Genomic DNA, 15,111 nt, shown 5'->3' with positions numbered 1-15,111 from the left:
AGCTGATCATGCGTATATTGGTTATAATCAGTCTTGATTCAAGCATTCTATTGCGGTGACTTTACTATAAGTATAACGCTTTATGCCAACAGTCAGTAGTCAGTCAGTTTACGAAATCGCCTGAATCTTGTTTTCAGTCACACAAAAGTCATTGCTAAGTCTGCACATTAAGTGCCATATTTTCTACCAAATTTGTATTTTTTTCACTGACTATTGCAGGTAGTTTGAGAATAAACGTACTACCATATCCTACTCTACTTTCTACTTGAACCTCGCCCCCCATCATCTCACAGAAACGCTTTGTAATAGCAAGTCCTAAGCCTGTCCCCCCATATTTCCGCGTTGTTGATGCATCCGCTTGTGTAAATGCACTGAAAAGCTTTTTCATTTGCTCATCCGTCATTCCGATACCACTATCACAAATGCGAAAAACCATCCAATCGGTTAAGCCAACTGTTTCACGAGTGACATATAAAGCGACCACCCCATTTTCAGTAAACTTACAGGCGTTACTTAACAAATTAAACAAATTTTGCCGAACTTTCGTGACATCTGCATACATCGTACCTAAATACTTAACAGTATGCACTTCCAATTTATTGTTATTTTTATTAATTAAGGGTTGGACAGTTGCAAGAATTTCATGAATTAAACTTTCCACAGAAAAATGTTCTAAATATAAATCCATTTTTCCTGCTTCGATTTTTGATAAATCTAAAATATCATTAATTAACGCCAATAAATGCTTTGCAGCACTATGAATTTTCTTTAAATCAGGCAATAACGAAACCTCATTAATCTCTTCTAACTCTTCCTGTAAAATTTCGCTATAACCGATAATCGCATTCATCGGAGTACGTAATTCATGGCTCATATTGGCTAAAAACTGGCTTTTTGCCTGATTTGCCGCTTCTGCCTGTTCTTTTGCTTCTAACCAAGCAATTTCTGTGCGTCTTCTCTCGTTTAACTCCTTTTTCAACTCATGCTGCATAATGCTCAATCGTTGATATAACGATTTAAAATAAATACTTGCATAAATAGCCAACCCTAGCCCGCCCACTAATACCAACAGCCAAAACCAATAATGCTGCAACAATTCCGCAAAACTAATTTCGCCATACTGCTGATAAGGCGGTAAGCGCAATTGTTGCAAAACGGTATGAACGGGCTGATAGCTAGAAGGAATTGTCCAGCCATAATAAAGCCCCGCTTTTGCGGCGGGAGAATCTGGACGGACTAATAATAAAGCAAAAGCGACTTTTTCCCCTATCTCGATAGGAATATGCTCAAACGTCGCAAACGTCCAATTAGGATATAACTGCGTACTACGAAGAAAGGGAAAATTAGGAAAAGACGGTTGTTGTGCCAATAAAACCACATTTTTTAAATCAATCCGCTGAGTATCTGCCATGTGCTCTAAAGTGTAAGTACTAACAGCACCCGCATCCACAGCCCCATTTAACACCGCATGAACTACTGATTCATCTGAATCCATTGAGGAAACACTTTTTAAATGACCTGCTAATAAGCCATATTGCCCCATCTCCCAGCGCACAATATCCCAGCTAAAATTATCCTCTTGCTTAATGGCAAACGTTTTACCCTGTAAATCCTGCAACTCTTTTAAATCGATACGGTCTAAACGACGAAAAATCACTGCACCAAAACGATGATAGGCTTTTCCCTGTTGTAAATATTTTAAGGTTGCAATACTGCGAGCATTAAAACTCACTTCTAACGCCACATACGTTGCAGGATCAGCAATAATAAAATCGACCTGCCCCGACATCACTGCGCCATTAACCTCATCAGGCATTAGTGGTAACAAATTAAACCGATATTCACGCAAATTCTGATTTAAATAAGTAATTGTCGCTTGCCATTGTGTTTCCGCAATTTTTTTTCCATGCGTTGCGACAATGCCAATCTGTAACGATGTTCGTGGAGAAATTTCTGATAAAACCGTTGAATTTACCAATGCTTCATTATCTGCTTTAACAACAGGTGTATTACCAAAATACCACAAAAAAAAAGCGGATAATCCTATCAATACAGCACGCATATAACTCCTTCAATCATGCGAAAAATGGCACGCTTCCTCATGGAATATTGGCATTAAACGGACGCTCACTCGCTTATTTTTTACCACGATTTTAAACAAATCTAAAATAAATTATGTTTTTTTATACTTAGCAATTATTATTCCTAATAATTAGCATTGTATATAATTTTGAATATACTAAAGTTTACTATAATTTTTTTAAGTAAAACTGACTCAAAAAAGCACATACCTTATTATGAACCGTCTTGCAATTGAGCAAATTTTATTTAAAGCAAATGTCTATTAATATCTACAGGGATTGATTCACGAATAGATTAAATACTCTGAGAGACTAACTATATGTATAAATACGAAAATTTTGATGATGAACAAATTATTAATTTAAGTCTCACAGAGAAACAAAACTGGTTGACCGCGTTGCACACTTCTCTGCAAGCAGAAATATTAGAACCAGATAAAAGAGCTTCCATTTTACGTAATATAGGCAATTTGCATTATGCAATGGCTAACTATCGAGAAACAGAATCCTATTATCAACAGGCTTTATCTTTATTTGAAAGACTCAATGATGAAATTGAAATTGCTGTTACTTATGGAGAAATAGCGAATGTTTGCTTTAGGCAAGGTAGGCTAGATGAGGCTTTACAAATTAGACAAGAAATCCAGTTACCTATTTATCAGCGTTTAGGCGATAAGAGATCATATGCAATTTGTCAGCAAGCAATGATCGACATCCTTTTTGTAAGAGGAGAACTGGACGAGGCATTGCAGATTTTGCAACAAGAAGTAATTCCCACATTTGAGCGGTTAAATAGTGAGTATGATTGGGCAATGGCTTTAGGACAAATCGCAGATATTTATCAAAAGCAAGGAAAACTAGAAGCGGCATTGCAAATACGACTACAGAAAGAAATGCCTATTTATGAACGGCTTGGTAATGCATGGTCAAGAGCAGTCTGTTTTGGATGTATCGCAGATATCTATCAAATGCAAGGAAGATTCGACGCGGCATTACAAATACGACAGCAAGAAGAAATGCCTATCTATAAACACTCAGGCGATGTGCGGGCGCAGACTATTTGCTTGGGAAAAATTGCCGATATTCTTTTTTTTCGTGGAGAACTAGAAGAAGTCTTGCGAATACGACAGCAAGAGGAAATGCCTGTCTATAAACGTTTAGGTGATATGCGAGAGTTAGCGATTTGCTTGGGAAAAATTGCGGATATTCTTTATTTACGTGGAGAACTAGAAGAAGCATTGCGAATACAACAACAAGAAGAAATGCCTATCTACGAACATTTAGGTGATATACGGTCGCGGGCTGTTTGTTTAGGAAAAATTGCGGATATTCTTTATTTACGTGGAGAACTAGAAGAAGTTTTGCGAATACGACAGCAAGAGGAAATACCCATTTATGAGCATTTAGGCGATATACGTTCACGAGCAATCTGTTTTGGGAATATTGCGGATGTCTATCAAGCACAAGGATATATAGAAGTGGCTCTGCAAATACGCCAAGAAGAAGAAATACCTGTTTATGAACAATTAGGGGATTTAAGAAGTCTATTGATTACACGATGGCAGATTGCAAAGCAATATATGCGCATGACCCCACCCCGTCGAACCGAAGCCAATCAATTACTTTGTCAGGCGTTACAAGCGGCGCGAAAAATGCGTATTCCTGAAGCGGGACAGATTGAAGCGATTTTGCAAGACTTTGGGATGACGTGTCAGGGATAATAAGATAAAAAATTGTCTGAATCAGGATTTTCAGAATTAACAGAATTAGCGGAATTTAAAACCCTTAAACCAAAAAGTAAGATGAATCATGCTTTTTAATTCTGCTAATTCTGAAAATTCTGTGAATTCTGATTCAGACAAGTTGTTGTCTTTTTAAAAAAACTCGCCGAACTCAGGCTATTTTTAGGTTTTAAATCTTCCCCCGAACTCAAGGACTGCCAGTCCTGAATCGCTTACCCCTTACCAAAATTTCTGCTTAAAGTTTAATGTTGGCTAAATCAGGCGAAGCCTTAATATAAACATCATGTTGTGGATAAGGAATGGTAATGCCTGTGGTTTTAAAGCCGTCCCAGATGGCAAATAACAGCGCGTCGCGGGTCGTGAGTGTCGAGCTGGTTTGTAGATTGATGTGAATATCAATGCGAAAAGTAACCGCTGAATCAGCAAATTCCCATAATGTCACGGTCGGCGCGGGTTCTGTCAAAATCGAGGGAATGCTACGAATTTGTTCTAAAATTAAATTTTTTGCCTGATGTGGGTCATTTTCATAGCTAATACCAACATATAACGTGAGGCGTAGTAAGTGGTCGCTATGTGTCCAATTAATAAAGGCTTCGGCAATTAAACGTGAGTTGGGGACAATCACATCTTGTTTATCCCATGTTTTAATCGTAATAGAGCGAATCCCTAATTTGGTGACTGTTCCCTCAAAATTACCGCCAATATTGACAATATCGCCCGTGCGCAAAGGTCTTTCAATTAGTAGCAAAATACCACTGAAGAAGTTATTAGCGATATTTTGTAAGCCTAACCCAACCCCAACCCCTAACGCGCCTGCAAATACGGCAAATGTGGTTAGGTCTATGCCCATCAGTTGTAAGCCAATTAAAAGACCGATGAGTAAAATCACGTATTGAGTGAATACAGAAAGGCTATTGCGTACACCTAAATCAATAATGTTGATGTAAATCCAGCGGTAAGTAACGCGCCGTATCCAACCGCCAAACCAGAAGACAAACCAGAGTGTCACGCCTGCAAGTATCAGATTTTTGATATTGATGGGAATACCAAACAGGTAAAAGCTGTAGTTGGCAAAATGTTGTAGCCCTTCTTGCATGGCAACGTCATTGAGCCAGCCATTGAGCCAGAAGAAATTTGCTAATGCGACAACCGCTAATGCAATACCTAACAAGCGGTGAAATAAGGGAATAATGTCTTGTGTCCACAATAGCCCATTTTGGCTGTATTTGAGGGCGTAATTTTTCCATAAGTAGATAATATCGGCTAAAACCCCTTGTACGATTAACCAGCCTGTTAAGACTAACCCTAGGATACTTAAGGTTTTAGCAACGTACCAGCCAAGATTAATGTAGCCTATGATGGCTAAAAAGCTGACGGTTAAAATGGTGAGTGGAATCACTAAACTGACAAAGCGGAGAATGAGTAGCCAGTGGGTTTTTAGTGTCATCTTATCTTTTAAAAACAATAAGATTTGTCGTCGAATCATCATAACGGGAATCACAATGATGGATAGAAATATCATGAATAGTGTGTCTATCCAAATGGTTGCACCTTCTTTAATTTCAATCAGATGTGCTAATGCAGTGATAACAATAAATAGTCCTGTCACCATGATTACCCAGCGTAAATTACGGTAAAGCCGTTGATATTTTGGGAGAATCTCATCTTTTTCTGATAAAACCAGCCATGCCAAATTGAGGGGCACTTTTACAATAATCCACGGAAAAATAAGGATAAATGCAAATAAAATACTGGTTAAATTGGGTTGTGCAAACCAGATAAAAAGGGCAAATAAGCCTGTAAACGCAATGCTATACGCATTTTTATCCAGCAGGCGTAACAGGGTTAAAAAACCATCTACCGCAAAACTGTGTTCTGCCATGGCTTCTAACCGTAAAAATAAGTAAGTGAGATAGTGACGAAGTGTAATGAATAAAATCAACCAGATGGCAACGCCTAGCCCTATCATGCTCCAACGAGTTTGGGGAATGGATTCGGCTGTATGTTTAAAATTTAATAAAGTTAGTTCTAATTGTTGCCAAAATACGCTAGGAATCTCTGTGAAATCATTGGCTAATCGTTCCCATTCGTTCAAGCTATTTGGTAAGACTCGGCGTTTTAATAACGTCGTTTTAACTTGTTGCGTATAAAATTTTTCTAATTTATCGCTCGTTTCCGTTATTTGTGTGAGTAAGGGGGGTAAAAGGGCTAAATCTGCTTGTAGATGGCTTTCAATTTGTTTTAATAATTTAATGGTTTGTTGATATAACTGTTTTTCTTGCCCTGTGAGTTCTTCGCCCCGTTTTTGTAGCAAGGTTTGCTGTTGTTGAAAAACGCTGATTTTTTGTTGTAACTGATGCTGAAGATTATTTAATTCATTGTGGATTGAATTAATCGACGCGACCTCTTTGTAATTAATGGGGGAATCTTGCGTTAATTCTGTCCAATATTTGAGAGAAACACGGATTTGTTCTAAACGCAAACGTCTTACAGCTTGTTGTGATTGCTCATCAATTGTTTGTAGTCGCCCATTTAAAAATTCTCGTTGCCATGACTTTCCCCCATCTTGCAAACTATTTAATTGTTTTTGTATATCATTGGCTTGGCTAATATAACCTTGTTGATGTTGTTCAATTTGTGACGCAAGTTGTTGTTGGCTTTGTGCGTTATAACGGTTATTGATGGCTAAAAAGCGTTGAGTATTTAAGTCAGCGAGTTGTTCGGCAACGGCAGCATGTTGTTGTGCAGTTTCTAGCTGGGCTTTGGTAATTTGTACGATTTCGGCTTGTATCGCTAAATTGTCGGTGAGTTCTGCAATGTGTTGACTTTTAACTGCACGTCCTTCTGTATCAACTGATTGCTGATATAAGGCATCTAATTTTGCTTGTTGGTTTTTCTGTTCGGTCTCGCGTTTGTTTAAATTATCGCTCAGGGTTTGCACCGCGATATTGTATTTATCTAACAATAATTTTGCTTCTTGCTGGGCTAATTCTGCATCTTGTTTCTCTTGGTCACTGATGATACGGGTTGCAATATGGTCTTTGATGGTATTCCATTCATTTTGTTGCGTTTGTAGTTGTTGGCGAATGGCTTGTAACGCATCGATTTCTGTTTGTAAGGCTTGTTTACGTTCTTCTAAGGCTTGTTCAGGTAAATAAGCGGGAGTCGGTGTAGGTGTTGTTGTAGGAGTCTCGTTTGTATCAGCAAGACAATGAGCATTAAACAACCATATCCCAATGAATAGGCAAAGACGGATATAAAGCATCATAATTTAATGACTTTGTTAAGAGATTTTTGAAATCAAGGGTAATTAAGTTGAATGAATCAAACAATATTGATTGTCTATAAGGGGGATAAGGCTGAATCACAAGAAGGGATTGAAGTGACTTAGGGGTAGGAGTAGGCTATACAACTAATTTTTTGGTGTGCTTAATAGACTTATTTTAAAAAGATAACCTACTCAGTGTAAACCAAAACAATGACGATTTCATGACGACAAATTTTGTCAAGGTTTGCCCTGCCTGTTTAGCGTAAAACATATTTTTCTATCTTGATTGATGTGTGAACAGGCTTTTTATTTAGAAGGAAATACTTCCCGTGATTCAGCGAAAAATAACTCAAGCTCAAGCTCTCGTTCATCAATCCGTGAGTAAAGTGATTGATGCAGGTCGGGCGAATTTTGCGCGGAATAGAAAAAGAACGACTAAGCAAGCAAAAATAGTTTCTACTCAACCGAGAAAAAACACACCGTTATTGCAATCGCCTTTCTTTTTATTTGCCCGTGAAATCCTTGTTAATCCCCGTGCAATGGGGGCTGCTTGTCCTAGCTCGCGTCATTTATCACGCGCACTTGCAAGCATGACTCCGTTACAAGGGGATGGCGTAATAGTGGAATTAGGTGGTGGCACTGGTAAAGTGACCGAAGCCTTGTTAAAACATGGTATTCACCCAAGCCGTTTAATTGTTTTAGAGCGTTCTCCTGTTTTAGCGGAGTATTTACGTAAGCGTTTCCCTGAATTACAGATTATTGAAGGGGATGCAATGCATTTATGCGATTTATTAGGCACAGATAAACCTATCGATGCGATTGTATCGGGTTTGCCTTTGCGTTCTTTACCGCAACATGTTGTACATGGTATTTTGAAACAAGTGGATATTTGTTTGCAAAACAGGGGATTATTTGTGCAATTTACGTATGATTTAACAGGACGTACAGCACATTTACCGCATCATTTTAAACGGGTTAATGCAAAAATCGTTTGGAATAATTTACCGCCTGCACGGGTTGATGCGTATCAGTTGGCAAATTTAAGCCCAGTAAAAGAAAGCGTTGGTGTTCAATAAAATAGCTTATTAATACTGTTGCCATTTGGTTTTTTCTCGTTTCTATACGTTATATTCGGTCACGCATTGCAAAAGACCTGCTAGGTTTTCAAAACCTAGCAGGTCTTTTTTTGTCTGAATCAGGATTAACAGGATTTAAAACCCTCAAACCAAAAAGTCAGGTGAATCACGCTTTTTAATCCTGCTAATCCTGAAAATCCTGATTCAGACAGTTTTTTAATCCTGTTTGATGAATCCTAATGAAAAATATAGTAAACGTAACCTGAGTACGGCGAGATTCTTTCAAAAAGACAACAGCTTGTCTGAATCAGAATTAACAGAATTTAAACCCCTTAAACCAAGAAATTAATGCGAATCACGCTTTTTAATTCGGCTAATTCTGAAAATTCTGTGAATTCTGTGAATTCTGATTCAGACAAAAAAAGACCTGCTAGGTTTTGAAAACCTAACAGGTATCTGTTTTATTTTATAAATCTCGCCGAACTCGGGTTAAACGTAATTAATTTTATGAATTTTGTCTATCTCGCTCAGAGTAAACAGCCTAATATCAGTGAAATACCAACCACACTATGCGTTATTAACGTAAGCGGAATAGCAGGTATTAGTTGCCCTTGCCAGAGTTTTATGCTGGCGATGCTCGCGGGGATAAAACCCAGTAATGCAAGCAAACAGTTGTGAGGTAGGGGGGCAATAAGAATGCAGAGAAATCCCAGTATAAATAGGATAGGTAAGCCATAACGTGCACGTTCTTGCCCTAAGCGGGCGGGGAGTGTGTGTTTACCGCTGGCGTTGTCTGCGTCAATGTCAGGAATGGAGTTAATCCAGAGAATACTGGCAGCAAAAAAGCCGATGCTTGCCCCTAACCACCCTGCCGCTGGGGGAATTGTGCCTAGTTGTATCCAAACTGTGCCTGTTACAGGTAATATGCCAAAACAGAGGGCGATAACTATATCCCCTAAACCACGACAGGCTAGGCAGGGAGGCATTGAGTAGAAAATCGCTAAACTTGCGCCAACTATGCCAAATATAAGCAGAATTGGGCTGGTTAAGCTGACAGTCATCAACCCAAGCATTAACCCAAAAGCTAGCAGACTGATACCAAGCCTTTTGGTTTCGTAGGGGCTTAGGATGGCATTTTGAATAAAACGACTACCGCCTGAAAAGGGGAATATTCGTTTTTGGTTAATACTGTCTGTACCATTTTTTGCGTCGTAGTAGTCATTTAAAACATTCGCGCCTGCGTGAATACAGAGAATAGCAAGCAGGGTAAGCAGTGCGAGCAGTGGGCGAAAAATTTGTTGTTGCCATGTAAAGGCTAAACCAATGCAAACAGGGGCGAGTGACGCAGTAAAAAAGGCGGGACGAGTTGCAATAAATCCTGTAAAAACACGATTTGCCCATGTTGTGCCGTGGTAAATTTCTAAATTAGGTTCAATCATTAGACGGTTAGCCGTATTTTTAGGGAAGGGGAAAACTCGACCCGTATAATTCTATCCATTCCATCGCGGCATCTTGGGTGCTTAAGTGTCGCCCTTGTTTTTCTAACATGCTGCGATAGCGTTCAATTTGACAAATTTGTTCAACCATTCTTGCTTTAAAAACGTCTTCTTGGCAGATGAATTCTACGCCAACATCATAATATTTTGGTTGTTCTCGACACCAAACGACACGCCCCACTGTTTCAAAAGGGGGGATAACATGTGGAACACGAACACGTAACGTTGCGCCACGTGGGAAAAAATGTTTTGCTTTAAATGCAAGTCCGCCTAGGCTGACATTGGATAAAGGTTCTTGCTCACAAGAGACGGGATTGTCTTCATTCCAAACTTCTATTGGAATATCTGTAGGATGACGGATAAATTTACGGTGTTGTACTTTGTGTTGCGCAGTCATTGAAAGACTCCTTCACGGTTTTTTCAATGAAAAATAAAAATAGGGTCGTTAGTCAACTTAATCATGTTTTTAACTATTTATTATCAATTACAGTCTTTTGTAACCGCTTTCAGCGAATATTCACCACGCTAAAATTGTTCTATTTAAAAAAGCTTATCATTTCTCCATGACCTGTATAGCTAGGAGTAGTCTATATAAGTTGGGACAATCATATGACGATTATAAAGCCAAACGTGTATTTTTTGAGTATTAGTGTCATTTTGCTAGGTCTGATAGGCTTGGGGGTTTCTATTGGGAGTATTTATATTCCTTTAGAAGGGGTTGGGCGGGTTTTATTAGCAAAATTGTATTTTCCTATCTCGGTACAGGATATTTCAGAGGCACAACAAATTATTATTTGGCAGATGCGTTTACCGCGTGTTTTGGTTGCGGGAATTGTGGGGGCTTCTTTAGCCGTTGCGGGCGTGCAAATGCAGGGGTTATTCCAAAATCCATTGGCTTCACCTGATGTGATTGGGGTGAGTTCTGGTAGTGCATTGGGGGCGGTGTTGGCGATTTCATTGGGTTTAACGGCACAATCTTTATTTTTTTTGCCTGTTTTTGCGTTTGTTGGGGCGTTGCTCACTTTGTTAGCGGTTTATTTTTTGGCGAGTTATCACGGGCGTACCCCGTTAATGACGTTGTTATTGGCGGGTGTTGCGTGTAATACCTTGATTGGTGCGATGATGTCGTTATTGATTAGTTTGGCGTGGGTTGAATATGAGGTTGCGCGAACAATTATTTTTTGGATGATGGGGAGTTTAGATAGTCGTTTGTGGATACATGTGTGGTTAGCCTTGCCTTTTTTTGGGCTGGGTTTGGGCATTGCGTTGTTGTATCAGCGGGAATTGGATATTTTATTGATGGGGCAGGAGACTGCAACCGCTTTGGGGGTAGAGGTTGAGCGGGTAAAGCGGATTTTATTAGGCAGTGCGGCGTTGTTGACGGGGTCAGCGGTGGCGGTGAGTGGGATGATAGGGTTTATCGGTTTGGTCGTTCCGCATATTGTGCGTTTGTTGATTGGGGCAAAGCATCGTTATTTGTTGCCCGCGAGTGCATTAACAGGGGCGGTTTTTTTAATCAGTGCTGATTTGTTAGCCAGAACGTTAAATCGTCCGCAAGAAATTCAGTTAGGTATTTTAACGGCGGTGTTAGGTGCGCCGTTTTTTTTATGGCTGTTGTTACAGCATAAACGGCACTTGGTTTGATTAGATTGGCACAGAAAAAAAAGGGGGAGTGCTTGACTCCCCTTTTTTATTTATCAGTTGGTTGTTGCTTTTGAGGCAACCATGACCATTGCTTCCCCGTCAATCACAACGGTGTCTTTAACACGGCAAACGGTTTCTAAAATAACTCGTTTTTTCTCTTTGATGACTTCTTTAACCGTCACTTCTGCATGAACCGTATCGCCGATGTGTACAGGGGCTTTAAATTTAACGTTTTGGCTGATGTAAATCGCGCCTGGTCCGGGAAGTTTTGTTCCTAGAACCATGGAGATAAAGCCAACGCTTAACATGCCGTGTGCAATACGGGATTTAAACGGGGTTTGTTCAGCAAATTCTTGATTAACGTGAACAGGGTTGTTGTCGCCTGAAATGCCTGCGAAGAGGACAACATCGGTTTCAGTGACGGTTTTGGCATAACTGGCTTTCATGCCTACTTCAATGTCTTCAATATAGTAACCGTGTAAATCACTCATGGATTTAGTTCCTTGTCAGAGATGTTGAGGGGTTAAAGTTTGGCTTTAAGGCGTTGAATTGCCGCTTTGACTTGTTGCGGGGCAGTGCCTCCAAAAACGTTACGTGCCGCGACTGAGCCTTCTAAACTCAGTACGTTATAGACATCTTGTTCTATCAAGGGTGAAAATTGTTTGTAGGTTTCTAAGGTGACTGCTTCTAAATGTGTATTGTTTTCAACACCGTAACGAACCGCTTTGCCAACAATTTCGTGGGCATCGCGGAAAGGGACACCTTTGCGTACTAGATAATCAGCGAGGTCGGTCGCGGTGGTAAAGCCTTGTAGGGCGGCTTTGCGCATGATGTCGCGGTTGACTTGCATCGCGGGTATCATGTCAGCATAGACTTTTAAGCTGCCTTTGAGGGTGTCAACGGTGTCGAATAGGGGTTCTTTGTCTTCTTGATTGTCTTTGTTGTAGGCTAAAGGTTGGGATTTCATCAGTGTTAATAAGCTGATTAACGCGCCATAAACCCGCCCTGTTTTGCCGCGAACAAGTTCGGGGACATCGGGGTTTTTCTTTTGGGGCATGATGGATGAACCCGTACAAAATGCGTCGCTCAGTTCTATAAAGTTGAATTGGGCGGATGACCAGAGGACGAGTTCTTCTGAGAAGCGGGAGAGGTGCATCATGATGAGGGTGGCTGCACTGGTGAATTCTATGGCGAAATCACGGTCGCTAACTGCATCGAGGGAGTTTTCTGCAACGGCTTCAAAACCGAGTAGTTCAGCGGTGTAGTGGCGGTCTAGGGGGTAGCTTGTGCCTGCGAGGGCTGCCGCACCAAGTGGGAGGGTATTAACCCGTTTGCGACAGTCTTGTAAACGGGATTTATCACGCAAGAGCATTTCACACCATGCAAGCAGGTGGTGTCCAAAGGTGATGGGTTGAGCACTTTGTAAGTGGGTAAAACCAGGGAGGATGGTTTCTGCTTCGCGTTCGGCAACGACGATAAGGGCGTTTAGAAGGCGATTCAGTTCTGCGATGATGGTATCAATTTCATGGCGTAGATAGAGACGCACATCGGTTGCAACTTGGTCATTACGAGAGCGTCCTGTATGGAGTTTTTTACCCACAACGCCAATTTTTTGCGTCAGACGGGTTTCGATGTTCATGTGAACATCTTCGAGTGCTATTGACCATTGTAGCTGTCCGCTTTCGATTTCTTGTTGAATGCTTTGTAAACCGTTTACGATTTGTTCGCATTCGGTTTGTGTTAAAACCCCAACGCGGGCAAGCATGGTTGCATGGGCGATAGACCCCATGATGTCATAAGCATAAAGGCGTTGGTCAAATCCGACTGAGGCGGTGAAAGCTTCTACAAATGCATCGGTTGGCGCGGTAAAGCGTCCACTCCAAGGTTTTTCAATCGTCGTCATAGTGTTTTTGAAATGCGGGAATGGAAAGGGCTTTATAGACTAATGGATTGTCAAATGGGTAGCAAACACCGCAATTGACTAAGCATGTCTAAACACACTTAGCCAAGTGTAAAAATTTATTTACCATCGCACGCCAATTGTGCTGCTTTAAGTTGACTATTGGAGCAGTCGTTATTGCTGGTTCCAACACACCATTCTTTGCGATTGTTCCATGAACTGATTTGGCGGGTCGTGCCATCAGAACAACGCACGTTATAAACCACATATTCCGTACCGAAAGTTGTTTTCTTTTTCGCAGCGAAATTAATATCTGTGGGTGAATTTGCAGCGACATTCAGACTCACAAAAAGCCCCGCAAACCCAAGAGCGTATAAAATTTTTCTCATATTATCCCCATTTCATTAAACAAACCGATACCAAAAAAGCCTATGTTAAAAAATATTTATGAATCCCTATAAGGATGATGACTGATTGTCATTTCAGTTTAGCAATACCTGATAGATTGTATCTTAAGCGATTAAGGGTTAAAAGTTGACTGCGTGCAGTAAATATTCATCTAATATGCCAAGTTAATTAAGATAGTGATAACAGTGAATTGTAAATCTGTTGCTTGTGAAACTGTAACAGATTCGTGCTTGCTGGTTTCCTGACATACCCGTAAAATACGCAAACTTTTGTATAGTGTAAGCGTTATTCCTTAACTAATCCCTCTTTAAAATCAGTATCGCGGAGTGTGTTTTGAAACATCCGGCTTTATTAGCACTGGCAGACGGCAGTCTGTTTTACGGTGAATCCATTGGTTACACAGGGCAAAGTGTGGGTGAAGTGGTGTTTAATACCGCTATCACTGGTTATCAGGAAATCCTGACTGACCCCTCGTATTATAAGCAAATCGTTACCCTAACCTATCCACATATTGGAAACACAGGGGTAAATGCGGAAGATGAAGAATCCACGAAAGTATTTGCCGCAGGCTTGGTCATTCGTGATTTATCTCTTACCGTGAGCAATTGGCGTGCAACAGAGCCTTTAGATGCCTATTTAAAACGGCATCAAGTTGTTGCCATTGCAGGTATTGACACTCGTCGTCTTACTCGTCTTCTGCGTGAAAAAGGTGCGCAAAATGGTTGTATTGTGGCAGGGGATAACATTAGCCCTGAACTCGCCATTCAAGCGGCTCAACAATTCGCAGGATTGAAAGGGATGGACTTAGCACAAGCGGTCACAACCCCCTACACCTATTCATGGGAAGAGGGTGAGTGGCAACTTGGCGATTCTAAAACCCCTAGCCATCGCCCTTGGCGTGTGGTCGCTTATGACTATGGCGTAAAACGGAATATTTTACGAATGCTAGTCGAGCGTGGCTGTCATGTGACGGTAGTCCCAGCAAAAACGCCTGCACGCGATGTATTAGCCCATAAACCCCATGGCGTATTTTTATCCAATGGACCTGGTGATCCTGAACCTTGTGATTATGCAATTGCAGCGATTCAAGAAATTTTAGCCACAAAAGTGCCTGTTTTTGGTATCTGCTTAGGACATCAATTATTAGGTTTAGCCAGTGGTGCAAAGACAGTCAAGATGAAATTTGGTCATCATGGCGCAAATCATCCTGTTCAAGATTTAGCCAATAAAGTCGTGATGATTACAAGTCAAAATCATGGCTTCGCTGTTGATGAAGCCAGCTTACCACCAACGCTGAAAGCGACACATCGTTCACTGTTTGATGGCAGTTTGCAAGGGATTTGTCGAACGGATTTACCTGCGTTTAGTTTCCAAGGACACCCCGAAGCCAGTCCTGGCCCGCGTGATGTCTCCCCCTTGTTTGACCAGTTCATCGAACTCATGAAACAACAGTCATCCACTTAGCTAGCTATTGCGACAGGTGCAAATCAATCGCT

The 15,111-nt window shown here is 40.7% G+C and carries 11 protein-coding genes; 4 read left to right on the top strand and 7 right to left on the bottom strand.

Going from position 1 to position 15,111, the window contains the following annotated elements:
• Positions 1-154: 154 nt before the first annotated feature.
• The gene (locus BEGALDRAFT_RS18075) at positions 155-2,062 is read right to left on the bottom strand and encodes a sensor histidine kinase (protein WP_002685157.1); all 1,908 of its coding nucleotides are present in this window, start codon (positions 2,060-2,062) and stop codon (positions 155-157) included.
• A 339-nt stretch (positions 2,063-2,401) separates the two neighbouring features.
• On the opposite strand from BEGALDRAFT_RS18075, the gene BEGALDRAFT_RS07070 reads away from it, so the two are divergent.
• On the top strand, positions 2,402-3,802 hold the full coding sequence (locus BEGALDRAFT_RS07070) for a tetratricopeptide repeat protein (RefSeq protein ID WP_002685156.1): 1,401 nt from the start codon (positions 2,402-2,404) through the stop codon (positions 3,800-3,802).
• A gap of 256 nt (positions 3,803-4,058) precedes the next feature.
• On the opposite strand, the gene BEGALDRAFT_RS07065 is transcribed toward BEGALDRAFT_RS07070, so the two are convergent.
• Positions 4,059-7,091: a mechanosensitive ion channel domain-containing protein gene (locus BEGALDRAFT_RS07065; RefSeq protein WP_002685155.1), complete on the bottom strand. Its 3,033-nt coding sequence runs from the start codon at positions 7,089-7,091 to the stop codon at positions 4,059-4,061.
• A gap of 329 nt (positions 7,092-7,420) precedes the next feature.
• On the opposite strand from BEGALDRAFT_RS07065, the gene BEGALDRAFT_RS07060 reads away from it, so the two are divergent.
• Positions 7,421-8,167 carry a class I SAM-dependent methyltransferase gene (locus BEGALDRAFT_RS07060; protein ID WP_002685154.1) on the top strand — a complete coding sequence of 249 codons (747 nt, stop codon included), beginning with the start codon at positions 7,421-7,423 and terminating at the stop codon, positions 8,165-8,167.
• 527 nt (positions 8,168-8,694) lie between these two features.
• Here the strand turns inward: BEGALDRAFT_RS07060 and BEGALDRAFT_RS07055 are convergent.
• The gene (locus tag BEGALDRAFT_RS07055) at positions 8,695-9,606 is read right to left on the bottom strand and encodes a prenyltransferase (RefSeq protein ID WP_002685153.1); all 912 of its coding nucleotides are present in this window, start codon (positions 9,604-9,606) and stop codon (positions 8,695-8,697) included.
• A gap of 19 nt (positions 9,607-9,625) precedes the next feature.
• Entirely contained in the window at positions 9,626-10,060 is a 435-nt protein-coding gene (locus tag BEGALDRAFT_RS07050; RefSeq protein WP_002685152.1) for a PilZ domain-containing protein, read from the bottom strand.
• 233 nt (positions 10,061-10,293) lie between these two features.
• On the opposite strand from BEGALDRAFT_RS07050, the gene BEGALDRAFT_RS07045 reads away from it, so the two are divergent.
• Positions 10,294-11,307 (top strand): FecCD family ABC transporter permease, encoded by a 1,014-nt coding sequence (locus tag BEGALDRAFT_RS07045; protein ID WP_408610392.1) that lies wholly within the window; start codon positions 10,294-10,296, stop codon positions 11,305-11,307.
• A gap of 53 nt (positions 11,308-11,360) precedes the next feature.
• Here BEGALDRAFT_RS07045 and BEGALDRAFT_RS07040 read toward each other — a convergent pair whose 3' ends face one another.
• The 3 genes from BEGALDRAFT_RS07040 to BEGALDRAFT_RS07030 all read right to left on the bottom strand — a co-directional run bounded on the left by BEGALDRAFT_RS07040 (position 11,361) and on the right by BEGALDRAFT_RS07030 (position 13,554).
• Positions 11,361-11,798 carry a MaoC family dehydratase gene (locus BEGALDRAFT_RS07040; RefSeq protein WP_002685150.1) on the bottom strand — a complete coding sequence of 146 codons (438 nt, stop codon included), beginning with the start codon at positions 11,796-11,798 and terminating at the stop codon, positions 11,361-11,363.
• 32 nt (positions 11,799-11,830) lie between these two features.
• Complete coding sequence (gene argH, locus BEGALDRAFT_RS07035; RefSeq protein ID WP_002685149.1) at positions 11,831-13,210, bottom strand: argininosuccinate lyase; 1,380 nt, start codon at positions 13,208-13,210, stop codon at positions 11,831-11,833.
• Between the two features lie 116 nt (positions 13,211-13,326).
• The gene (locus BEGALDRAFT_RS07030) at positions 13,327-13,554 is read right to left on the bottom strand and encodes a hypothetical protein (protein ID WP_157237560.1); all 228 of its coding nucleotides are present in this window, start codon (positions 13,552-13,554) and stop codon (positions 13,327-13,329) included.
• A gap of 394 nt (positions 13,555-13,948) precedes the next feature.
• On the opposite strand from BEGALDRAFT_RS07030, the gene carA reads away from it, so the two are divergent.
• Positions 13,949-15,079 (top strand): glutamine-hydrolyzing carbamoyl-phosphate synthase small subunit, encoded by a 1,131-nt coding sequence (gene carA, locus BEGALDRAFT_RS07025; RefSeq protein ID WP_002685146.1) that lies wholly within the window; start codon positions 13,949-13,951, stop codon positions 15,077-15,079.
• Positions 15,080-15,111: the final 32 nt, after the last annotated feature.

It is taken from the genome of Beggiatoa alba B18LD (assembly GCF_000245015.1).
GTDB lineage: Bacteria > Pseudomonadota > Gammaproteobacteria > Beggiatoales > Beggiatoaceae > Beggiatoa > Beggiatoa alba.
Note: the sequence above shows the minus strand (reverse complement) of the source record. Positions and strands in the feature narration are given on the sequence as shown.